This is a genomic window from Arthrobacter sp. ZGTC412 (genome assembly GCF_002929215.1).
In the GTDB taxonomy this organism is placed as follows: domain Bacteria; phylum Actinomycetota; class Actinomycetes; order Actinomycetales; family Micrococcaceae; genus Arthrobacter.
The window spans coordinates 441,484-464,884 of record NZ_PJII01000001.1 but is presented as its reverse complement, the minus strand read 5'-3'; the positions used below and the strand labels follow the sequence as shown (position 1 = coordinate 464,884).

Genomic DNA, 23,401 nt, shown 5'->3' with positions numbered 1-23,401 from the left:
GACACAGTGATCAGCGCCTACACCGGAACCCAGGTACGGGAAGCCGAGGAACCCCTCTTGGCCGCAGGCCTGGGCGACGTCCTGATGCAGCGCGCGGCCCACGGGCTGGCCAATGCAGTGGTTCGCGAGCTGAAGTCCCGCAGCTGCCGGCTCTACGGCTCCAGCGTTGTGGTGCTCACCGGCAAAGGCAATAACGGTGGAGACGGCCTGTACGCCGGCGCTTTCCTCGCTGCCCGGGGCATGCGTACGACGGCGGTGCTCACCGCTGATTCAGCCCATCCCCAAGCCCTGGCTGCTTTTGAGCGCGCCGGCGGCAGGGTCCGGCATCTTACCGGCGCGGCACTCAGCGAACTGGCGGCAGAAGCGGCTCGCGCCGACGTCGTCATTGATGCTGTGCTGGGGACAGGTGCGAAAGGCGGGCTGCGGGGGAGTGCCGCCGACTTAGTCAGCGCCATAGCCGATGCCCGCACCGGACCCAACGCGGCCGGTTTTGTTGTGGCCTGCGACCTGCCCAGCGGCGTCGACGCCGATACCGGCGAGGTGTCCGGACCGGTGCTTTCGGCGGATGTCACAGTGACGTTCGGCGCAGCCAAGGCCGGCCTGCTGGCTGACCCCGGGGCCGATCACGCAGGCAGGGTGCAGGTGGTGCCCATCGGCATCGAGGACAATTTCGCCCGGCCAGCCGTTCGCCGGCTCGAAGATGCAGACCTCGCGGGCCTACTTCCCAACCCCGCCCGGCGTGCCCACAAGTACTCGCGGGGAGTCCTGGGAGTGGTGGCGGGATCCGCCGATTATCCAGGTGCGGCCGTCCTGGCATGCAGGGGCGCCCTGGCCGCCGGGGTAGGGATGGTCCGGTACCTCGGGCCGCCCGAGGCCGCCAATTTGGTCCGTCAATCCTGCCCTGAAGTTGTCTGCAGTACCGGCACTGTAGCCGACAACCGGGTCCAGGCGTGGCTGGTGGGTTCCGGCATGGGACCAGGGGACCACGAACAGCTGCAGCGCGCCCGGGACGCCGTCGAGTCCGGCCTGCCCGTGGTGGCCGACGCCGGCGCCCTGCCCGCACTCCCCGATGTCCTCGCCCCGCACGTGGTGCTGACACCGCACGCCGGCGAGCTCGCCGCACTGCTGAAGCGGCTGGGCGTTGACCAGGACCGCGCCGCGGTAGAGGCAGGAACCCTCGTGGCCGCCCGCCAAGCCGCCGAGCTGACCGGAGCCACCGTCCTTTTGAAAGGTGCCACCACCTTGGTGGCCGCACCCTCCGGGGACGTATACAGCCAGGCGGACGGCACGCCCTGGCTCGCCACAGCAGGCAGCGGCGACGTCCTCGCGGGCATCATAGGTGCGCTGCTCGCCCAGGCGGGTCCCCACGTCGGACGCTCCCGGGAGTTGGGTACCGAACCTGAGGGGCAATGGGCTGTGCTGGCCGCGCTGGGAGCCGCGCTGCACGGCCGGGCCGGGAGGGCGGCGTCGGACGCCGGCTCGGGCGGGCCGATCGCTGCAGGTGGAGTCGCTGACTCCTTACCCGATATTTGGGGTAAAGTAAGCACGCTTAGTAACTCTGGGGTCCGGAAGCGTAATAGTCGCACCCAGCCGTTACGGTAGGCATTAGTTCGCACCGGCAGCAGTAGCCTTCCACCAGCCTCTGCTGTCGAATTATTAATGAGGAGCATTATGGAAGTCTGGCCTGGATCGGCTTATCCCCTTGGCGCCACGTTCAACGGAACCGGCACCAACTTTGCGCTGTTCAGCGAACGTGCCGAAAAAGTTGAGCTCTGCCTCTTTGACGAGGACGGCAAGGAAACCCGCATAACCCTCGACGAGGTGGACGGGTACGTCTGGCACTGCTACATCCCGCAGGTTCAGCCCGGCCAGAAGTACGGCTACCGGGTCCACGGCCCGTACGATCCTGCTTCCGGCAACCGCTTTAACCCCAACAAGCTCCTGCTGGACCCCTACGCTAAGGCCGTCCATGGCCAGATCGACTGGGACCCCTCGCTGTTTACCTACAACCTGGGCGAGCCGGACTCCATCAACAACGAGGATTCCGCCAGCCACATGATGATGGGCGTCGTCATCAACCCCTTCTTTGACTGGGACGGCGACCAGAACCTGAGGGTCCCGTACCACCAGTCGGTCATTTATGAAGCCCACGTCAAGGGACTCACCCAGCTGCACCCCGAAATCCCCGAGGAACAGCGTGGAACCTATGCCGGTGTTGCCCACCCCGCCGTTATCTCCCACCTCCAGAAGCTGGGCGTAACCGCCATCGAGCTGATGCCAGTGCACCAGTTCGTCAATGACGGCACCTTGGAGGACAAGGGCCTGAACAACTACTGGGGCTACAACACCATTGGCTTTTTCGCGCCGCAGAATACCTACAGCTCCAACGGCGACACCGGCCAGCAGGTCCAGGACTTCAAGGCAATGGTCCGTTCGCTGCACAAGGCCGGTATCGAAGTCATCCTGGACGTGGTGTACAACCACACCGCCGAAGGCAACCACCTGGGCCCAACTCTGTCATTCAAGGGGATTGACAACGCTTCCTACTACCGGTTGATGGAGGGCGACGAAAAGCACTACATGGACTACACCGGCACCGGAAACACGCTGAACGTCCGCCAGCCGCACTCCTTGCAGCTGCTCATGGACTCGCTGCGGTACTGGGTCACCGAGATGCACGTGGACGGCTTCCGCTTCGACCTCGCGTCCACCCTGGCCCGCGAGTTCTACGACGTGGACAAACTGTCCACCTTCTTCGAACTCATCCAACAGGACCCGGTAGTCTCCCAGGTCAAGCTCATCGCCGAGCCGTGGGACGTTGGCCCCGGCGGCTACCAGGTGGGCAACTTCCCGCCACAGTGGACGGAATGGAACGGCAAGTACCGCGACACGGTCCGTGACTTCTGGCGCGGCGAGCCCGCCACCCTGGGTGAATTCGCTTCCCGCATCACCGGCTCGGCTGACCTCTACGAGCACTCGGGGCGGCGCCCCGTAGCCTCCATCAACTTCGTCACAGCACATGACGGCTTCACCCTGGCGGACCTGGTGTCCTACAACGAGAAGCACAACGACGCCAACGGCGAGGACAACAACGACGGAGAATCCCACAACCGGTCCTGGAACTGTGGGGCCGAGGGCCCCACGGATGATCCCGAGGTCCTTGGCCTCCGCGCCAGGCAGCAGCGGAACTTCATCGCCTCACTGTTGCTGTCCCAGGGCGTGCCGATGCTGCTGCATGGTGACGAGCTTGGCCGCACCCAGCAGGGCAACAACAACGGTTACTGCCAGGATTCAGAAATCACGTGGATTGACTGGAGCAACATTGACCAGCCGCTGATCGAATTTACCGCAGCGGTCAACGCACTTCGTGCCAAGCACCCCACTTTCCGCCGCAGCCGGTTCTTCGACGGGCGGCCGGTCCTGCGGGGCGAAGGCGAACGGCTGCCGGACATCGTATGGCTGGACCCGGACGGCGAGTACATGAAGCCGGAGGCCTGGGACAGCGGCTTCGGCCGATCCGTGGGTGTGTTCCTGAACGGTGACGGCATCCAGGGCAAGGACAGCCGGGGCAGGCGGATCACGGACGTCAATTTCCTGCTCTACTTCAATGCCCATGACGACACCGTCAAATTCACGCTCCCTTCCGACGAATTTGCCCCTGCCTGGGACGTCATCATCGATACCGCGGGGCAGAACGCCGACACTGAGCCAGTTTCAGCAGGCGGGCATCTGCCCGTTGAAGCCAAGTCCCTGGTTGTCCTCCGCGCCCACACCATCGAGGAAGTTGAGCCGGACCACTCGGTGGCTGCTTCCCTCGCGGCGTTGACGCAGACCTCCACCAGCGAGACCGAATCCCTCAGCACACCCATGGTGGCTGAACCGGGGAAGACCACCAAGGTCGGGGAGCGGAAGGTAACGGGGAAGTGAGGGTCCCGGCTTCCACCTACCGCCTGCAGATCCGCCGCAGCTTCACCCTGTTTGACGCTGCCGAAAAGGTTCCCTACCTGAAGGACCTGGGCGTCGACTGGATCTACCTCTCTCCCATCCTGACGGCGGAGCAGGGCTCGGACCACGGCTATGACGTGACCGACCCCTCCGCCGTGGACCCTGAGCGGGGCGGCCCGGAGGGCCTGCTGGCTCTCTCCAAGGCTGCCCGCGAGCACGGCATGGGTGTCCTCGTGGACATCGTGCCCAACCACGTGGGCGTCGCCACGCCGGCGCAGAACCCCTGGTGGTGGTCCCTGCTGAAGGAAGGGCAGGGCTCGCCGTACGCCGAAGCCTTCGACGTCGAGTGGGAACTGGCCGGCGGGAAGATCCGCCTGCCGATGCTTGGCTCGGATGATGACCTGGACAAGCTGGAGGTCAAGGAAGGCGAACTCCGCTACTACGACCACCGCTTTCCGCTGGCCGAGGGCACTTATTCCGATGGTGACTCGCCGCAGGAGGTCCACACCCGCCAGCACTACGAGCTGATCGACTGGCGCCGCGCCGATGCCGAGCTGAACTACCGGCGCTTCTTTGCGGTCACCACGCTGGCCGGCATCCGGGTAGAGACGCCCGGCGTCTTCGAGGAAGCCCATGCCGAAGTAGGCCGCTGGTTCAAGGAGGGGCTCGTAGACGGGCTCCGCGTGGACCACCCTGATGGGCTGGCGGATCCTGCCGGCTACCTGCGGTGGCTGAAGGACCTCAGCGGCGGTGCCTACATCCTGGTGGAAAAGATCCTGGAGCCGGGTGAAGTCCTGCCCCAGGACTTCGCCACCGAAGGCACCACCGGGTACGACGCCCTGGCTGATGTTGACCGGGTCTTTGTGGACCCTGCCGGCCAGCAGCCGCTCGATGACCTCGACGCGAAGCTGCGGGAATCAGCAGCCCCTGCGGACTACGCCGAGATGATCCGGGGCACCAAGCGGATGATCGCCGACGGCATCCTCCGCTCCGAGGTGCTGCGGTTGGCCCGCCTGGTTCCGGACTCCTACGGGCTTCCGGTGGAACAGGCTGCCGATGCCATCGCTGAAATCATCGCTGCCTTCCCGGTGTACCGTTCCTACCTGCCGACGGGCGCGGAGATCCTCAAGGAAGCCTCCGAGTCCGCGGCGGCCCACCGGCCCGAGCTGGAGGTCGCCGTCGGCACGTTGCTGCCGCTGCTCCTGGACCCGGCCAACCCGATCGCGGTCCGGTTCCAGCAGACCTCGGGCATGGTGATGGCCAAGGGTGTGGAGGACACGGCGTTCTACCGCTACACCCGGCTGGGCACGCTGACGGAGGTGGGAGCCGAACCGACGGAGTTCTCTGTTTCTCTCGAGGAGTTCCACCACCGGATGGCCCGGCGGCAGCAGGAACTTCCGCTTTCCATGACCACGATGTCCACGCACGACACCAAGCGCAGCGAGGATGCCCGGGCCCGGATCTCGGTGATAGCGGAACTGCCGCAGGAGTGGACTGCCACGCTGAACAGCCTCCGCGAGCTGGCCCCGATTCCGGACGGTCCGTACGAGAACCTGCTGTGGCAGGCCATCGTCGGCGCCTGGCCTGCGAGCCGGGAGCGGCTCCAGGGCTACGCGGAGAAAGCGGCCCGGGAAGCCGGCAACTCCACCAAGTGGACGGACCCGGACGAGGAGTTCGAGTCGCACGTCAAGGCGGCAGTTGACGCCGCGTTCGATGACAGCCGGGTCACCCAGGTGGTGGAGGACTTCGTGGCACGGATCGATTCCTGCGCCGCGTCCAACTCCGTATCTGCCAAGCTGGTCCAGCTGACCATGCCCGGCGTTCCGGATGTGTACCAGGGCAGTGAGTTCTGGGAACGGTCCCTGACCGATCCGGACAACCGGCGGCCGGTGGACTTCGCGGTCCGCCAGGAGGAGCTGGCAAAGCTCGACGCCGGCACCTTGCCGGAGGCGGGTACCGAAACCAGCAAGCTTCTGGTTACTTCCCGTGCGCTACGGCTCCGCCGCGACCGACCCGAACTGTTCCAGGGCTACAGCCCGGTGACAGCAACAGGCGCGGCCGCTGATCACCTGCTCGCCTTCCACCGCGGTGCTGACGGTGCCCCCGGAGCCCTGACGCTGGCCACCCGGCTCCCCGCAGGACTGGCGGCCGACGGCGGGTGGCGGGACACCGCCGTCGAACTCCCCGTCGCGGTGCGTGACGAGCTGACCGGTGCCGGATACGGGCCGGGCGCAGTTTTGGTGGGCGAGGTGCTGGGTACCTACCCCGTGGCTTTGCTCGTACCGGTGGATGGAGAAAAGGCATGACCCTCGTACACAGTGGGCCCGAGCGTTTCGACGTCTGGGCCCCGGACGCACACTCAATGATCCTGCAGGCGGACGGCCGGCAGTACCCGATGCTGAAGAAGGAGACGGCGCCCGGCTCGGAGGGGTGGTGGACCGCCCCGGACGCTCCGGCTGACGGTGACGTGGACTACGGCTACCTGCTGGATGGGGACGGCCAGCCCGTGCCCGATCCGCGGTCGCGCCGCCTGCCCGACGGCGTCCATAAGCTCTCCCGGACCTTTGACCCCGCCGCCTACTCCTGGCGGGACGGCGGCTGGCAGGGCAAGGAACTGCAGGGTTCGGTTATTTACGAACTCCATGTGGGGACCTTTACTCCCGAGGGGACGCTGCATGCTGCTGCCGGGAAGCTGGACTACCTGGTGGACCTGGGCGTCGACTTCGTGGAGCTGCTGCCGGTCAATGGCTTCAACGGCACTCACAACTGGGGCTACGACGGCGTGCAGTGGTACGCCGTCCACGAAGGCTACGGCGGGCCTGCCGCCTACCAGCGCTTTGTGGACGCGGCCCACGCTGCCGGCCTGGGCGTCATCCAGGACGTGGTGTACAACCACCTCGGGCCGAGCGGCAACTACTTGCCCAAGTTCGGTCCGTACCTGAAGCAGGGGGACGCCAACACCTGGGGCGACTCGGTGAACCTGGACGGGCCTGGTTCGGACGTAGTGCGCGAGTACATCTTGGACAACCTCGCCTTGTGGCTCCGGGACTACCACGTGGACGGTCTGCGGCTCGATGCCGTGCACGCGCTGCGCGACGAGCGGGCCGTGCACATCCTGGAGGAGTTCGGCGCCCTGGGTGATGCCGTTTCGGCTGAAACCGGGCTGCCAAAAACGCTGATCGCTGAGTCGGACCTGAACAACCCGCGCCTAATCTACCCGCGGGACGCCAATGGCTATGGGCTGGCCGGGCAGTGGAGCGACGACTTCCACCACACGGTGCACGTGAGCGTCAGCGGCGAAACCACCGGGTACTACGAGGACTTCCAGTCCCTGGCGGTCCTGGCAAAGGTCCTGAAGGACGGCTTTCTGCACGACGGCAGCTACTCCAGCTTCCGCGGGCGGCACCACGGCCGGCCAATCAACAGCTCCCTGGTTCACCCTGCCGCCCTGGTGGTGTGCAACCAGAACCACGACCAGATCGGCAACCGCGCCACAGGGGACCGACTCTCGCAGTCGCTGTCCTACGGGCAGTTGGCTGTGGCGGCCGTGCTCACTTTGACGTCTCCGTTTACGCCCATGCTGTTTATGGGCGAGGAATTTGCAGCGAGTACACCCTGGCAGTTCTTCACCTCGCATCCCGAACCCGAGCTGGGCAAGGCCACTGCGGAGGGCCGGATCAAGGAGTTCGAGCGCATGGGATGGGATCCCGCCGTCGTGCCCGATCCCCAGGACCCCGAAACCTTCCACCGGTCCAAGCTGAACTGGGACGAAGCCGCCGGCGGCGACCACGCCCGGCTGCTGGAGCTGTACCGCTCCCTGACCGCGCTTCGCAGGGAGCACGCCGAGCTTGCCGGGCTTGGCTTCGGGGAGACGGACGTGAAGTTCGACGACGACGAGGGCTGGCTGCGTTTCCGGCGCGGCAGTGTTGAGGTACTGCTCAACTTCTCGGACGCCAAGGTCCGTCTGGACGACGTGTCCGGGTCCGTCCTGCTGGCAACAGATGAGGGTAGCGCCCTTGAAGGCGACGCCCTGGCCCTGGCTCCGTGGAGCGCCGCGATCCTGAAGTCCTAGTTACTGTTGAGGCGACGTTGCGCCGCGGGTTGATGATGTCAGCCCGCGGCGTAACTTTTCTGCCGTGGGCTGTTGTGCCGGTCACAACTGGCAGGATGGAACGTATGACTTATTCCGCGGCGGAAGACCGCTACGAATCCATGCCCTACCGCCGCGTCGGCCGCAGCGGCCTGAAACTCCCGGCCATCTCGCTCGGCCTCTGGCACAACTTTGGCGATGACAAGCGCTTTGACGAGCAGCGCGCCATTCTGCGCCGCGCCTTCGACCTGGGCGTCAACCACTTCGACCTCGCCAACAACTACGGCCCGCCGGACGGTTCCGCCGAGACCAACTTCGGCCGGCACCTGAAGGACGACTTCAAGCCGTACCGTGACGAACTGGTCATCTCCACCAAGGCCGGCTACTACATGTGGCCCGGCCCCTACGGTGAGTGGGGCTCCCGCAAGTACTTGATCTCCAGCCTGGACCAGTCGCTGCAACGGATGGGCCTGGATTACGTGGACATCTTCTACAGCCACCGGCCGGACCCCGAGACTCCGCTTGAAGAGACCATGGGCGCCCTGGATTATGCCGTGCGATCGGGCAAAGCGCTGTACGCAGGCATCTCCTCCTACACCCCCGAGCAGACCATCGAGGCGGCCCGCATCCTGAAGGAACTCGGGACGCCGCTGCTGATCCATCAGCCCAGCTACTCCATGCTCAACCGCTGGACCGAGAACGGCAGCCCCAACCTGTACGAGGCACTCGACCAGGTCGGGGCCGGCTCCATCGCCTTCTCGCCGCTGGCCCAGGGCATGCTCACCGACCGCTACCTCAAGGGCATTCCGGCGGACTCCCGTGCCGCCAAGGCCCGGTTCCTGTCCGAGGATGCCATTACCGACGAGAAGCTGGACCGGATCCGCGGACTGCATGATATTGCCGAGGGCCGCGGGCAGTCGTTGGCACAGATGGCCATCGCATGGATCCTGCGGGACCAGCCGAAGGGCTCGCCTGTGACCTCGGCATTGATTGGTGCGTCCAGCGTCCGCCAGCTGGAGGACTCCCTGGCTGCCGTCAACAACCTCGAATTCACTGCGGACGAGTTGGACGCCATCGATGAATTCGCGGTGGAATCGGACATCAACCTCTGGAAACAGCCGGTCTGATCTCCACCTTGTCATCCAAAAGGTGGGACGGGGGAACAAGCCTCCGTCCCACTGTGTTGGGTACTATGAAAAGGCGCCGCGCGGCGCCGAGCCTGCCGGCCGCCGTCGTACTTTCCTCACAGCGGAACCCGGCCGGCTGACGTTTGTCCTCAAAGGAGTTTCGTGTCTTCACATCCCATTCGTGTTGCAATCGTCGGCGTAGGAAACTGTGCCGCTTCGCTGGTCCAGGGGGTCCAGTACTACAAGGACGCTGATCCCAAGGCCACGATTCCGGGCCTGATGCACGTTGAGTTTGGCCAGTACCACGTGGGTGACGTTCAGTTCGTTGCTGCGTTTGACGTTGACGGCAAAAAGGTCGGCGTTGACCTTGCCGATGCGATCCTGGCGAGCGAAAACAACACCATCAAGATCGCTGAGGTGCCGCCCACCGGCGTTACCGTCCAGCGCGGCCACACCCTGGACGGGCTGGGCAAGTACTACCTTGAGACCATCGAGCAGTCCACCGAAGAGCCGGTAGACGTTGTCCAGGCACTCAAGGACGCTGCCGTTGACGTGATGGTCTGCTACCTGCCGGTCGGGTCTCAAGCCGCTGCCGAGTTCTACGCGCAGTGCGCCATTGACGCCGGCGTGGGCTTCGTGAACGCCCTGCCCGTGTTCATCGCCGGAACCAAGGAATGGGCGGACAAGTTCACCGCCGCCGGCGTGCCGATTGTTGGCGACGACATCAAGAGCCAGATCGGTGCCACCATTACGCACCGTGTTATGGCCAAGCTCTTCGAAGACCGCGGCGTCACGCTGGACCGCACCTACCAGCTGAACGTTGGCGGCAACATGGACTTCAAGAACATGCTGGAGCGCGACCGCCTGGAGTCCAAGAAGATTTCCAAGACCCAGGCTGTTACCTCCAACGTGGAAGCCGAGTTGGCCGCAAAGGACGTGCACATCGGCCCGTCCGACTACGTCCAGTGGCTTGACGACCGCAAGTGGGCGTTCGTCCGCCTCGAAGGCCGCAACTTCGGCGACGCTCCCGTTTCGCTCGAATACAAGCTGGAAGTCTGGGATTCGCCCAACTCCGCCGGCGTAATCATCGACGCCATCCGCGCCGCGAAGATTGGCCTGGACCGCGGCATCGGCGGCCCGCTGATCTCCGCCTCCAGCTACTTCATGAAGTCCCCGCCGGAGCAGTTCAACGACGACCTCGCCCGCGAAAAGGTCGAAGCCTTCATCCGCGGAGACCTCGACCGCTAACCACCTTCGGACGCGCGCTCACTTGTGGACGGGTTTCTGACGACGCGCGCTCACGTGTGGCCGGGTTTCTGACGACGCGTGCTCACTTGTGGCCGGGTTTCTGACGACGTGCGCTCACGTGCGGCCGGGTTTCCCCGAACGCTTCTCCGTTTCAGACGGGGAAGCGTTCGGCGTTCAACGGTCAGTCCGCGCAGTTAAGCCGGCGGATGGCATGGCTGGCTTGGGCCAAGGCGAGCAACTTGAGCATCAGTTGGGAATGCAAGTGATCCGCGTCGTTCTCCGCCGTAGTCAGTTCAGGGTCAAGATCTGTGATCGGGTGACCACCTCGCGGCTGTGTTGATCGAGAAGTTCCAGAGGAAGGCTATTGCCCGCCCGTCCATCACCGCGATGTGGCGCTCCAGGGCGTCGCGCGCGTCGCTGTTAGCGTCCGGCCACTTCCGCATCCGTACGACGGCGTGTGCCGCATCGGTGTGGGCGGCGTCACCCGTATCGGGGACGAGCCTTATGTGTTTCGACTTGCCGCAGTTCCGGAAACCTCGCCGGTAACTTAGGCTGTCGCGAAACCTGACGCAGCAGCAGGATTCACGGCAGAGCTCCTGAGGGCTCGTTTGATTCTTCTGACGGCAGTCGCGAAATCGTCGTCCCGATCCGCCTTGTCTAGGATGATGACGGACCATCCCGCCGCTTCGAACGCTTTGTCTCTGCGCCGATCGCTTAGTTGCTGTGGTTCCTGAAGGTGATGCCCGCCGTCGTACTGAATGGCGACCCTCCGCAGGCGGAAGCCGAGATCCGCCGAGGGCGAGCGAGCGTCACCAGGGCGGAGGCTTAGCTGAAGTTCCGGCTCGGGAAGACCGGCGTCCAGCATGGCCAGGCGGAGGAAGGTTTCGGGAACGGAGTCCGCACCCACGCGCATCAGCTCCAGCGCTTGCCTGGCACGGACGACACCTTGAAGGTTTGGGTGCCGGGCGATCATGGCGCGCAGGCTGTCCACGCTCGAGTGCGGGTGCTCCCTGCCTTCCAAGTCTGGCCGGGGCGACCTGATCAGTTCGTCACCCATGGCTACCAAATGGTGCAGCGGCAGCAGTCTCGCCATGTCCAGCCAAGTACGTGCGCGGGTGCTGACCCAAATCCCGTCGACGAACTCCACCTCGTTGGGGCCAACTAGGACCCTGTGCCCGCGGATGCCCTTCCTGCGTGCCCCGGGAAGGGCCTTGGGCTTGCTGAGATGGAGTTCCGTGCAGTCGGAGAGCCACGGGGGCAGGCATGAATTCCGCAAGCGTGCTGCTGTGACATGGGATATCCAAGCCCCTGGGGTTGCTTCCGACAACGCGCGGGCGGCATCCTCTAGATCAAAATCCCACGTGGAGGGACGGTAAAGGCCCCGGCCAACATGAGCTACATCGGCGCGACGAAGACGGCCGCGGTTCAAGCCTGCGCTCCGTGCTCTTTCGACTGTGAATGGTTTGGTGGCCAGTTGCGGCGGTAAGGGATGGAGAGTTTGCATACTGCATTCTCATCCAGGCAACCGACAAGGCTTCAGAGTTATCCACAGGCACCATCCCTTCCCCAGAAGCGATGGGAAGAACCGGCCGTAGGTGAGCGCGGGTTGGGGATGGGTCGGCCATTGGTGAGCGCGGGTTGGGGATGGGTCGGCCGTAAGTGGGCGGGGGTTGGGGATGGGGCGGCCATTGGTGAGCGCGGGTTGGGAAAGAACCGGCCGTAAGTGAGCGCGGGTTGGGAAAGAACCGGCCGTAAGTGAGCGCGGGTTGGGGAAGGGATGGGTTAGGTGAGGCCTACTGGGTTGCCGGCGTCGTCCACGTCCATGCGCATCGCGGCCGGGGTGGCGGGCAGGCCGGGCATTGTCATCACCGCTCCGGTCAGGGCCACGATAAAGCCCGCACCGGTCTTGGGCAGGAGGTCCCGCACGTGGATGGTGAAGCCCTTCGGTGCGCCGAGGCGGGAAGCGTCGTCGGTGAATGAGTACTGGGTTTTGGCCATACACACCGGCAGCCCGGACCAGCCGTTCCGCTCGATGTCGGCCAACCGCTTCAGGGCCGGCACGGAGAAGTCGACGCCGTCCGCGCCGTAGATTTCCTGCGCTATGGTCCGGATCTTGTCCTCCACCGGCAGTTCCAGCGGGTACAAATGGCGGAAGCTGTTTGGTCCGGCCACCACGTGGGCCACGAGGGCTGCGAGTTCGTCGCCGCCGTCACCCCCGCCGCCGCGTCCCCAGACATCCGCGACGGCGGCCGGGACTCCTTCAGCTGCACACCAGGCCAGCAGCCAGTCCAGTTCCTCCTGTGTGTCTGAAGAGAACCTGTTGATGGCCACCACCGGCGCCACGCCGAACTTCTCCACGTTGCGAACATGCCGGCGCAGGTTGGCTACCCCGGCTTCAAGGGCTGGCAGGTCCGGGGCCGTGAGCTGGTCTTTTGCCACCCCACCCTGCATCTTGAGGGCCCGAACGGTGGCCACTACCACCACGGCTGAAGGGGTCAGGCCGCCAAACCGCGCCTTGATGTCCATGAACTTCTCGGCACCCAAATCAGCGCCGAAACCCGCTTCCGTAACAACGATGTCCGCGAGCCGCCGGGCCGTTTGGGTAGCGATGAGGGAATTGCAGCCGTGGGCGATGTTGGCGAAGGGACCGCCATGGACCAGGGCCGGGGTTCCGGCGATGGTTTGCACCAGGTTCGGTTTGATGGCCTCCTTCAGGAGCAGGGTCAGGGCGCCCTGCACTCCCAGGTCGGCCACAGTGACGGGGGAGCGGTCAAAGGTGTAGCCGAACGTGATCCTGCCCAAGCGCTCGCGGAGGTCCGCCAGATCAGTGGCCAGGCAGAAAACGGCCATGATCTCCGAGGCCACGGTGATATCGAAACCGTCCTGGCGCGGGACTCCCTGCGAGGGTCCGCCCAGCCCAATGACCACCTCCCGCAGGGCGCGGTCGTTCATGTCCAGCACCCGTTTGAATGTCATCCGCCGGGGATCGATATTGAGCTCGTTGCCTTGGTAGATGTGGTTGTCCACCAGCGCCATCAGGGCATTGTTCGCCGACGTCACGGCGTGGAAGTCACCGGTGAAGTGCAGGTTGATCTCGTCCATAGGCAGCACCTGCGAGTACCCGCCGCCCGTGGCTCCGCCCTTCATGCCCAGAACCGGGCCCAGCGACGGCTCCCGCAGGGCGATCATCACCCGGTGCCCCGCCCGGGCAAGCGAGTCGGCAAGCCCCACCGTGGTGGTGGACTTTCCTTCACCGGCCGGGGTGGGGGACATGGCCGAGACCAGTACCACCTTCCCGTGGGGCGGGGGCGCCGAAAGTCGCGCAGGATCAATTTTCGCCTTGTACCGCCCGTACAGTTCCACCGCCTCCGCGTTGATGCCGGCGGCGGCCGCGATCCCCTCGATGGGCCGGATCCGTGCCGCGCGGGCGATCTCGAGGTCACTCGGGGTAGCAGACATCTTTGTCCTTTGCTTGGGCGGATAGGCAGCTGGCGCGGTAAAGCTTCAGGAGGCAGGAACGGTTGTCATGGGATGGCTTACGTGATTTTCGACGGCGGCGTGGTAAGTCTCCAGCGTGATGGCGGCGGTGCGCTGCCACCCCGAGTTCTGGGCGCGGATGGCGGCTGCCCGCCCCATGTCTTCACGGGTCACGGGGTCGTCATACAGGGCCTCCAGCGCATCCGCCCAGTCCGAGGCGTGGTGGCCGTCCACCAACAAGCCGGTCCTGCCGTCAAAAATCGCCCGCGACAGCCCGCCGACGCGGGTTGCCACCACCGGAGTGCCGCAGGCCTGGGCTTCAAGCGCCACGAGCCCAAACGACTCGCTGTAGGACGGCATCACCACCACGTCGGCCGCGCGGAACCAGGCCGCCAGCTCCGGTGCCTTCACCGGCGGAAGCTGCGTGACGACGTCGTCCATCCCCGCCTCCGCAACCAGCCGCCGGAGATTGAATTCCTTGTTCCCGCTCAGCGAGCCGAGGATGGTGAGCCGAAGGTTGATGTCCGGCCTCCGGCGCCGCAGCAGGGCCGCTGCCTTCACCAGGATCTGTGGCCCTTTCAGCCGCTGGATCCGGCCTGCGAAAACCAAGTGGAAAGTTTCCGGGTCGATGCCCCGCTCCGTCCGCGACCTGGCCCGGAACGCAGGAGTGAAAGTGCTGAGGTCGACCCCGGGCGGGGCGATGTCTATCTGGTCGTACGAAGCGCCGTAATGCGACACCAGCTCGGCGGCCTCGGCACTGGTGTTGGCAACTAGCCGCGCAGCTCCGTCCACGATCCGGTGCTCACCCAGCTCACGGCGCCGCGGCTCGGGTTGCTCACCGGACTCGAGCAGGAGGTTCTTGACCTTGGCCATGGTGTGCATGGTGTGGACCAGCGGCACGCCCCACAGGTCGGAAAGCTCCAGGCCTGCGATGCCGGACACCCAATAGTGCGAATGAATGACGTCGTAGCGGCCGTGCGGCTGCCGCTGCCGGATCTGCTCGATCTCTTCCACCATGTGGTGGAGAAGTCCGGGAAGCTCTTCCTTGGGAATCTTGTTCGTCGGCCCGGCCAGGACGTTGTGGACGCAGACCCCGGGATCCGGGTGCTCGACGGCGGGTTGGCTGGCGGAGGTGGAGCGTGTGAAAATCTCCACTTCCACGCCGGCTTCGGCCAGTGCGGAAGCGAGTTCACGGATGTATACGTTCATGCCGCCGGCATCGCCGGAACCGGGCTGCTCCATGGGGGAGGTGTGGAGGGACAGTAGAGCCACCCTGCGAACCGGTGCCACGGTACCTCCTTCCGGCCGCCGGCGCAGGTCCACGCCGGGTCAGTGCTGGGCATTCGATAAAACACTACTCCTGTGTCAACGCGTACCGCCGCGCCACATCTTCCCCAGGGCGGGAAACGCGTCCTCGTAGCCCGCGAGCAGCGCGGTGCCCAGCTCTTCGGACCCCACCAGCGGATGCCGGGCGAAGGCCTGCATTGCTGCCTCCCGGTCACCTTCCGTCGCTGCCCGCACGGTCAGCCGCTCTACGTCCTTCACTTGCCGCAGCAGCTGGAGTTGCTCCGGCAGCGGTGCCTGCTGGGCCAGTGGCAGTGCGCCGTCGGCCGTCACCGTGCAGGGAAGTTCGACGACGGCGTCGGCCGGCAGCCCCGGGATGGCGGCTTCGGTGGCGGCTGACCCAGCAGTGGCTGGCTGTGGCGCCGCCGCCCCCTCCTCCGTCCCGGCGCTGACTGGAGGCACAGTGTTGCGGGTGTTCAAGATCAGTTGCGCGTCCCCGGACCCGGACAGGGCACGCATGGCTGCCAGCGCGACCCGCTCATAGCCGCCGCCGGCGAGGTCGGACTCATCGCGGTGTTCGCCCTTCCCGCGGGCCTCCGCCAGGTAGCCTTCCTCCCGCGAGCGGCGCGCAGCCTCCCACAACCCAAAGGCCTCACCGCCCGCTGCGGCCAGCCGCGGGTACAGCTCCTGCTGCTGGCTGTGGATGGATTCCCCACGGGTGGCGGGCATGGCACGCATCGCCTGCCGCGCGGCGTCCGGCTGGTAGTAGTAATACAGGTACTCGTTGGGGAGGGCGCCGAGGTGGGCAAGGAACGGCTGGGGAAACAGCCGGCCCTCCTCGAAGGACTGAAGGGCTTGCGGATCCGACAGCAGCGCGGGAAGGACGTCCCGTCCGCCGGACTCCAGCCGGTACAGCCAGCCCAGGTGGTTCAGACCGTAGTAGCCCACGCCGTCGAGCGTTCCTTCCCTAAGCGTGACGCCGGCGGCCCGCGCCGCGCGGTGCACCAGGCCGCCCGCAGAATCGCAGATCCCGATGACGCGCCTGCCAAGCACCGGCAGGAGTGCCTCGGTGACCATGCCGGCGGGGTTGGTGAAGTTGATCAGCCACGCGTCCGGGCAGTGTTCCTTCATCAACCGCGCCAGGTCCAGCATGTGCGGGATGGTCCGGAGGGCGTAGGAAATGCCGCCGGCACCGGTGGTTTCCTGCCCCAGCAGGCCCAGGTCCTGCGCCACCTTTTCGTCGGCCACCCGTCCGGCGGTGCCGCCGGGGCGGATGGCGGCAAACACGATCTGCGTTCCCTTCAACGCCTCCGCGAGGTTGGTGGTGGGATGGACCGGCAGGCGGGGACCCGGGCCGGGCATGCTGCGCAGGACCGCTGTCACGGCGGCAAGGCGGGAGAGGTCGACGTCGAACAGCACCAGTTCGGTGACCACGCCTTGATAGGGGCCGGAGACCAGCGCCCGGTAGATCAGCGGAACCCGGAAACCTCCGCCGCCAACAATCAGAAGCCGCATAACCAGCAGTCTAGGCGCGGGTGTCCGCAGCACCTACGGCCGCCCCTACCGGATGTCCGTGGCAGGGCGTAGTGTGCGGCACATGGACGCGATTCCAGCACGCCCGTTTGACCCCCTTGCTGCCGTCCGCTCGCCTTCGGACCCCGGATTCGATGTGCTGCTGGCCGGAACAGTGTTCCAGGACATCATCTTCACCGGCCTGCCCCACGGACCCGAACCGGGCACGGAAATCTGGAGCGACGGCATGGGCAGCTGCCCCGGCGGGGTTGCCAACCAGGCCATCGCTGCTGCGAGGCTGGGCCTGCGCACCGGCCTGGCGGCGGCCTTCGGCGACGACGGCTACGGGGACTTCAACTGGAAGATCCTGTCCGGCCAGGAGCACGTGGACCTGAGCCTGTCCCGGAAGGTTCCCGGCTGGCACTCGCCGGTGACGGTTTCCCTGTGCGTGGACGAGGACCGGTCACTGGTGACCCATGGCCATGCTGCACCGGTGACGGCGTCGGAGCTCATCGGCGACCCGCCTCCCGCGCTCGCCGGCATCGCGGAGGTGGGACTGGAAGTTGAGCCGTGGGCGAAGGAAGCGCACCAGGCGGGTGTGAAGCTGTTCGGGGACGTCGGGTGGGATCCCAGCGGCGTATGGGCGCCGGTCCGGCTGGAGAACCTGCAGTACTTCCACGCGTTCCTGCCCAACCAGCGCGAGGCCATGGCGTTCACCGGCAAGGACGATCCGTGGACCGCTTTGTACGCGCTGGCGGACCGGGTGCCGGTTGCCGTGGTGACCCTCGGGCCCCAGGGCGCCATGGCCGTTGATTCCGAAACCGGTGAGGAGGAGTGGGTGCCTTCCCTGCCCGTCAAGGCGTTTGATCCCACCGGCGCCGGTGACTGTTTCGACGCCGCATTCATCGTTGGGAGCCTGGCCGGGTGGCCGCTGGGGAACAGGCTGCGTTTCGCGAACCTTTGTGCCTCGCTGGCGGTACAGGAAGTGGGAGGATCGCTGGCGGCGCCGGGCTGGGGCGACATCGCCGACTGGTGGCAGCGGGCCAATGCCCGGCCTGAACGGCAAACCAGCCAGTGGCTCCGGCGGTTCTCCTTCCTGGCCGACATCGTCCACGACGTACCGCTCGCAGCCCAGCGCAGGGCATCGGCCACCATCGCACACCTCTCGGACGCCTGATTATTCGGCCCGAAGCGCCAGCACTAGAATCACTAGGGTGACTTACCCCGCAACAACCGGTGATTTTGACACTGCCCCGGCACAGGACCCCCGCAACGAGCGGTCCGCCGTGATCGACCTTGATGCCATCCGGCACAACGTCCGCCGCCTGGCTGCGGCAGCTTCGCCGGCAAAAGTGATGGCAGTGGTGAAGGCGGACGCCTACGGACACGGCGCGGTTCCGGTGGCCCGCGCGGCCCTGGAAGCCGGCGCCGCCTGGCTGGGGGTCGCCCACATCTCCGAGGCCCTGGCGTTGCGCGCTGCCGGAATTGATGCGCCGCTGCTCGCCTGGCTGCACACCACGGAAAGCAACTTCGGCGCAGCGGTGGCAGCCGGCGTCGACATCGGGTGCTCGGGCTGGGAACTGGACCGTATCGTCGCGGCAGCCCGGGAGCAGGAGCGCCCCGCCCGGATCCACCTGAAGGTGGACACCGGCCTGGGACGCAACGGCGCAACGCTTGATACCTGGGACCACCTGGTGGGCGAGGCCATGGAATACCAGGACCAGGGGCTGTTGCGTGTGGTGGGGATCTTTTCGCACCTCGCCGTCGCCGATGAACCGGAGCGGCCGGAGACCGACGAGCAGCTTGCCGCGTTCAGGGAAGCGCTCGCTGTTGCCGAGGACGCCGGCGTCGACCCCGAAGTCCGGCACCTTGCCAATACACCGGCAACGCTGTCCCGCCCGGACACCCACTTTGACCTGGTCCGGGTGGGCCTGGGGATTTACGGGCTGTCGCCTTTCGATGGGCAGACGTCCGCGGAGCTGGGGCTCCGCCCCGCCATGACGCTGCGGACCCTGGTGTCGCAGTGCAAGGAGGTCCCGGACCGGCAAGGCGTCTCCTACGGACTGCGCTACCGCACCAGCGGCCCCAGCACCCTGGGCCTGATCCCGGTGGGCTACGCCGACGGAGTGCCGCGCATCGCCACCGGCGGGCCCGTCCGGGTGGCCGGCAAAACGTACCCCGTGGTGGGACGCATCGCCATGGACCAGATGGTTATCGACCTCGGGAACACCGGCCCTGCCAGTGCAGGCCTGCTGGGTGCCGAAGCTGAGCTGTTCGGGGACGGCGCCGACGGCGGCCCCACCGCTGATGACTGGGCGCGCGCCGCCGGAACCATCAACTACGAGATCGTCACCCGGATCAGCCCGCGGGTTCCCCGGCGCTTCATTAACGAACAGCCCCCAGCCGCCGTCGAGCGCGCTTCCGAGGGCGCGGCATGAACGCGCCCGAGGCTCACGAGGCCCGGGACAACGGTGAGGCCCGTCCCAACTGGGAAAAGACAGTCACCGCGACGACGGCGGACCAGACCCACGCGCTCGCCGTGCGTCTGGCGGCGGTCCTGGAAGCCGGGGACCTGCTGGTGCTCTCCGGCGAGCTGGGTGCCGGGAAAACCACCTTTACCCAGGGTTTGGGGGAGGGGCTGGGGGTCCGTGCAGGCATCATTTCCCCCACGTTTGTCCTGGTCCGCATCCACCCCAACCTGCCCGACGGCCCGCGTCCGGGCGGGCCGGACCTGGTCCATGTGGACGCCTACCGCCTGGGCTCAGCAGCGGAGATTGACGACATCGACCTCGAGAACACCCTGGATTCCTCGGTGACGGTTGTTGAATGGGGCCATGACCGGGTGGAGCACCTGAGCGAAAGCCGGCTGGAGATTGACCTGCACCGTGCGATCGGGCTGGGCGGCACGGGACTCAACGGCACGGAACTCAGTGCGGTTGGCCCGACTGCCGGAGCAGCCGCGGGCTTCACCAGGTCCGACGGCGGCACCCTGGATTTCGAGAACGAGGACACGGACGAGCCCCGCACCATCGTGATGCGCGGCTACGGTCCACGCTGGCCGGCTCTTCCCGAACCGGTCGCAGCCTTTGAAGGGAAAGCCTGATGCTTATCCTCGCCATAGATACCTCCGCCGTGGCCAGCGCGGCACTGGTTTCCGGCGACGCACTGGAAGGCGTGGTGGCCAACTTCTCCACCGAGGACACCCGCAGCCACGCAGAAGTGCTCGCACCGGGAATCGAGCAGCTGCTCGCTGATGCCGGTGTCAGCGGCAGCGACATTGATGCCCTGGTGGTGGGCGTGGGCCCCGGACCGTTTACCGGGCTGCGGTCAGGCATAGCGACGGCGCGCACCCTATCCTTCGTGTGGGGCAAGCCTCTGTATGGCCTCATGAGCTTGGACGCTGTTGCCTTGGAAGTGGCGGAATCCACCGCCGCGGTCGCCGAGTTCCTGGTGGTGACGGACGCTCGTCGCAAAGAGGTTTATTGGGCCCGCTACAGCCTTTTAGACGGCCAGCTTCCCTTGTTGGAGGACGGGCCCCACGTCAGCTTCGCGGCGGACCTGCCGGACCTTCCCGCCTATGGCGCCGGCGCGGGGCTCTACGCAGAAACCCTGAAGGCGAACCCGGAATTCGCCCAGGAACAGCCGGATGCCCTGTACCTGGGACAGTTCGCTCTTGCCCGGCTCGCCGCAGGAGACGCACTCCTCGACTCCACCCCTCTGTACCTCCGCGAATCCGATGCCCAGGTCCCCGGACCGAGGAAGAGGGCCCTGTGAGCACCGCCCCGGATACCAGCAACCACGGCGTCTCCGTACGGGAGATGACCCCCGACGACGTGATCGCTGTCAGCGTTCTTGAGCAGCGGCTTTTCCCGGTGGATGCATGGCCCCTGCACATGTTTTATGACGAGCTGGCCCAGCCCGACACCCGGTGGTACCTGGTGGCCGAGGGCAGCGAAGGCATTGTGGGCTACGCCGGGCTGATGTGCATTGAACCCATCGCGGACGTGCAGACCATCGCCGTCGTGCCTGAATATGAAGGGCGCGGGATCGGCACCACGCTGCTGACCCGGCTTATTGAGGAGGCGCGCCGCAGGTACGCTTTGGACATGCTGCTGGAGGTCCGCGCCGATAATCCCCGCGCCCAGCAGCTTTACCGGCGCTTCGGTTTCGAACAGATCCACGTCCGCCCCCGCTACTACCGCGACGGTGTGGACGCCCTCATCATGCGGCTCCAGCTCGCCGGCAGCACCGGCGAAGGAACGGGCGACGGCACATCAGCGGAAGCAGGCCAGCCATGAACCGCCCGCAGCCTTTGGTGCTCGGCATCGAATCCTCCTGCGACGAGACCGGAGTGGGCATTGTCCGGGGGACCACCCTCCTGACCAACACCGTGTCCTCGTCAATGGATGAGCATGTCCGCTTTGGCGGGGTCATCCCGGAAATTGCCTCACGGGCGCACCTTGATGCCTTCGTTCCCACCCTTGAGCAGGCACTGTCCGACGCCGGTGTGACCCTCGATGACGTGGACGCCATCGCCGTCACGTCCGGCCCCGGCCTTGCCGGCGCGCTCATGGTGGGGGTCTGCGCCGCAAAGGCCCTGGCCGTGGCCACCGGCAAGCCGCTCTACGCCATCAACCACCTCGTGGCCCATGTGGGCGTGGGCCTGCTGGACGGACAGCAAGGCGCAGCCGCACCCCAGTTGCCCGAGAATCTCGGCGCCCTGCTGGTGTCCGGCGGCCACACCGAAATCCTGAAAATCAACAGCATCACCGAGGACGTAGTCCTCCTCGGCTCCACCATCGATGACGCCGCCGGCGAAGCCTACGACAAAGTGGCCCGCATCCTCGGACTCGGCTACCCTGGCGGACCCGCCATCGACAAGGTGGCCCGCACCGGTAACCCTAAAGCGATCCGTTTCCCGCGCGGCCTCAGCCAGCCCAAGTACATGGGAACTGCCGAGGAACCGGGCCCGCACCGCTACGACTGGTCTTTCAGCGGCCTCAAGACCGCGGTTGCCAGGTGTGTTGAGCAGTTCGAGGCCCGCGGCGAGGAGGTTCCGGTCCCGGACATCGCGGCCGCCTTCCAGGAAGCGGTGGTGGACATCATTTCCTCCAAAGCCGTGCTGGCCTGCCGGGAAAACGGCATCAAGGATGTGCTGCTGGGCGGCGGGGTGGCGGCCAACTCCCGTCTGCGCGAGCTGACGGGCCAGCGCTGCGCCTCCGCCGGGATCAGGCTGCACGTTCCCCCGCTGGACCTCTGCACCGACAACGGTGCCATGGTTGCCGCACTCGGAGCGCAGCTGGTGATGGCGGGGGTAGGGCCGAGCGGCATCCGCTTCGCCCCGGACTCGTCCATGCCGGTTACAGCGGTGTCGCTCCCCGCCTGACCCCGCTTGCGCTATCGGATGTGGTCCCCAAAGCACCGGTTTAAGGACCAAAACTGATAGGGCAACGAAGGAGAATCAGGCGGTGGGGCCGTTCCGCATCTGCTTCACCAGATCCAGCACGACGGCCTGGAGGTCGCCGCCGTGCTCTTCGGCAACCCGGCGCTGGCGCTGGTAACCGGCGCCGCGGCGGATAATTTTTTCAACGTCGGCCAGCTCATCGGGGCAGCCCAGCTTGGCCGCTACAGGCTCGAGCCGGTTCAACGTTTCGAGCAGATGGTCGGTGACCAGCTGCTCCTTGCCGGCGGCATCCAGGATGATGATGGCGTCCATGCCGTAACGGGCTGCCCGCCACTTGTTCTCCTGGACGTGCCACGGCGGCATGGTGGGGATGGTTCCGCCGTTATCCAGGGTGGTGGAGAACTCGTCCACCAGGCACTGGGTGAGGGCGGCAATGGCGCCCACTTCTTCCAGTGTGGCCAAACCGTCGCAGATGCGCATTTCGATGGTGCCCAGGTTCGGCACGGGCCGGATGTCCCAGCGGATTTCCGAGAGGGTGTCGATCACTCCAGTGGTGAACATGTCCTGCACATAGGACTCGTAATCGTCCCAGGAGCTGAACTGGAAGGGCAGCCCGGCCGTAGGCAGCTGCTGGAACATCAGGGCCCGCTGCGACGCGTAGCCGGTGTCCTCGCCGCCCCAGAAAGGGCTCGACGCCGAGAGCGCCTGGAAGTGCGGGAAGTAGTTCAACAGCCCGTCCACCACGGGAAGCGCCTTCTCACGGCGGTCCAGGCCCACGTGCACATGCACGCCGTAGATGACCATCTGGCGGCCCCACCACTGCGTGCGGTCAATCAGTTTTGCGTACCGGGCTTTGTCCGTCACCGGCTGCAGCTGTGGCGGGCTGAACGGGTGGCTTCCGGCGCAGAACACTTCCACGCCCATGGGATCGGTGATCTCCCGGACGGCCACGAGTGACCGGCTGAGGTCTTCCTTGGCTTCGGCAGCGGTCTCGCAGATGCCGGTGACCAGCTCCACCGTGTTCAGCAGCAGTTCCTGCTTGATGTGCGGGTGCTCGTCATCCTCGTTGAGCTCCGGGTGGCGGGAGGCCACGCCGCGGAGCACCTCATTGGCCACGGAGGCAAGCTCACCTGTCTTGCCGTCCACCAGCGCGAGTTCCCATTCGACACCAAGTGTTGATTGCCTCGATGAAGCGAACTCAATCTTCACGCGTTTCCTAACTGTCCTGTTTGCCGCTGGCTCACGCCGTCACTGAAGGGCTTTTGCCGGCAGGCGAACGGATGTTTCAAGTCTAGTGCAGGGGTAGCATCGTAT

17 protein-coding genes are annotated in these 23,401 nt (G+C 66.0%); 12 read left to right on the top strand and 5 right to left on the bottom strand.

Translation table 11 applies throughout. The features are described 5' to 3' along the window. Positions 1–6 precede the first annotated feature (6 nt). The 6 genes from CXQ88_RS02100 to CXQ88_RS02075 all read left to right on the top strand — a co-directional run bounded on the left by CXQ88_RS02100 (position 7) and on the right by CXQ88_RS02075 (position 10,410). Complete coding sequence (locus tag CXQ88_RS02100) at positions 7–1,602, top strand: NAD(P)H-hydrate dehydratase (protein WP_104042502.1); 1,596 nt, start codon at positions 7–9, stop codon at positions 1,600–1,602. 69 nt (positions 1,603–1,671) lie between these two features. After that, positions 1,672–3,927: a glycogen debranching protein GlgX gene (glgX, locus tag CXQ88_RS02095; protein ID WP_104042501.1), complete on the top strand. Its 2,256-nt coding sequence runs from the start codon at positions 1,672–1,674 to the stop codon at positions 3,925–3,927. Then, on the top strand, positions 3,924–6,251 hold the full coding sequence (gene treY / locus CXQ88_RS02090; protein WP_104042500.1) for a malto-oligosyltrehalose synthase: 2,328 nt from the start codon (positions 3,924–3,926) through the stop codon (positions 6,249–6,251). The genes glgX and treY overlap by 4 nt, the downstream gene beginning before the upstream one ends. Further along, a complete protein-coding gene (gene treZ / locus CXQ88_RS02085; RefSeq protein WP_104042499.1) occupies positions 6,248–8,017 on the top strand; it encodes a malto-oligosyltrehalose trehalohydrolase in 1,770 nt (589 codons plus the stop codon). The genes treY and treZ overlap by 4 nt, the downstream gene beginning before the upstream one ends. 104 nt (positions 8,018–8,121) lie before the next feature. Further along, the gene (mgrA, locus tag CXQ88_RS02080; RefSeq protein ID WP_104042498.1) at positions 8,122–9,162 is read left to right on the top strand and encodes an L-glyceraldehyde 3-phosphate reductase; all 1,041 of its coding nucleotides are present in this window, start codon (positions 8,122–8,124) and stop codon (positions 9,160–9,162) included. A gap of 162 nt (positions 9,163–9,324) precedes the next feature. Then, entirely contained in the window at positions 9,325–10,410 is a 1,086-nt protein-coding gene (locus CXQ88_RS02075) for an inositol-3-phosphate synthase (protein ID WP_104042497.1), read from the top strand. Positions 10,411–10,957: 547 nt separating this feature from the next. On the opposite strand, the gene CXQ88_RS02065 is transcribed toward CXQ88_RS02075, so the two are convergent. The 4 genes from CXQ88_RS02065 to CXQ88_RS02050 all read right to left on the bottom strand — a co-directional run bounded on the left by CXQ88_RS02065 (position 10,958) and on the right by CXQ88_RS02050 (position 16,686). Beyond that, complete coding sequence (locus CXQ88_RS02065; protein WP_306736166.1) at positions 10,958–11,686, bottom strand: hypothetical protein; 729 nt, start codon at positions 11,684–11,686, stop codon at positions 10,958–10,960. A gap of 506 nt (positions 11,687–12,192) precedes the next feature. Beyond that, complete coding sequence (locus tag CXQ88_RS02060) at positions 12,193–13,869, bottom strand: formate--tetrahydrofolate ligase (protein WP_104042494.1); 1,677 nt, start codon at positions 13,867–13,869, stop codon at positions 12,193–12,195. Between the two features lie 45 nt (positions 13,870–13,914). After that, a complete protein-coding gene (mshA, locus tag CXQ88_RS02055; RefSeq protein ID WP_104042722.1) occupies positions 13,915–15,177 on the bottom strand; it encodes a D-inositol-3-phosphate glycosyltransferase in 1,263 nt (420 codons plus the stop codon). 75 nt (positions 15,178–15,252) lie between these two features. Continuing rightward, positions 15,253–16,686 (bottom strand): family 4 glycosyl hydrolase, encoded by a 1,434-nt coding sequence (locus CXQ88_RS02050; protein ID WP_104042493.1) that lies wholly within the window; start codon positions 16,684–16,686, stop codon positions 15,253–15,255. A gap of 82 nt (positions 16,687–16,768) precedes the next feature. Between CXQ88_RS02050 and CXQ88_RS02045 the strand changes: the two genes are divergently transcribed. From CXQ88_RS02045 to tsaD, 6 genes are read left to right on the top strand one after another with little or no spacing between them, the layout of a single operon-like run. Further along, complete coding sequence (locus CXQ88_RS02045) at positions 16,769–17,860, top strand: carbohydrate kinase family protein (RefSeq protein ID WP_104042492.1); 1,092 nt, start codon at positions 16,769–16,771, stop codon at positions 17,858–17,860. Between the two features lie 37 nt (positions 17,861–17,897). Next, positions 17,898–19,121, top strand: a complete 1,224-nt coding sequence (alr, locus tag CXQ88_RS02040) for an alanine racemase (RefSeq protein ID WP_104042491.1) — start codon at positions 17,898–17,900, stop codon at positions 19,119–19,121. Next, on the top strand, positions 19,118–19,786 hold the full coding sequence (tsaE, locus tag CXQ88_RS02035) for a tRNA (adenosine(37)-N6)-threonylcarbamoyltransferase complex ATPase subunit type 1 TsaE (protein WP_104042490.1): 669 nt from the start codon (positions 19,118–19,120) through the stop codon (positions 19,784–19,786). Before alr ends, tsaE begins: the two co-directional genes overlap by 4 nt. Next, positions 19,786–20,457, top strand: coding sequence for a tRNA (adenosine(37)-N6)-threonylcarbamoyltransferase complex dimerization subunit type 1 TsaB (gene tsaB, locus CXQ88_RS02030; RefSeq protein WP_104042489.1), 672 nt, complete (start codon positions 19,786–19,788; stop codon positions 20,455–20,457). Before tsaE ends, tsaB begins: the two co-directional genes overlap by 1 nt. Positions 20,458–20,501: 44 nt before the next feature. Beyond that, a complete protein-coding gene (gene rimI, locus CXQ88_RS02025; protein WP_104042721.1) occupies positions 20,502–20,981 on the top strand; it encodes a ribosomal protein S18-alanine N-acetyltransferase in 480 nt (159 codons plus the stop codon). Next, positions 20,978–22,069, top strand: a complete 1,092-nt coding sequence (tsaD, locus tag CXQ88_RS02020) for a tRNA (adenosine(37)-N6)-threonylcarbamoyltransferase complex transferase subunit TsaD (RefSeq protein ID WP_104042488.1) — start codon at positions 20,978–20,980, stop codon at positions 22,067–22,069. Before rimI ends, tsaD begins: the two co-directional genes overlap by 4 nt. A 75-nt stretch (positions 22,070–22,144) precedes the next feature. On the opposite strand, the gene CXQ88_RS02015 is transcribed toward tsaD, so the two are convergent. Then, complete coding sequence (locus CXQ88_RS02015) at positions 22,145–23,296, bottom strand: glutamate--cysteine ligase (protein ID WP_104042487.1); 1,152 nt, start codon at positions 23,294–23,296, stop codon at positions 22,145–22,147. Between the last annotated feature and the right edge of the window lie 105 nt (positions 23,297–23,401).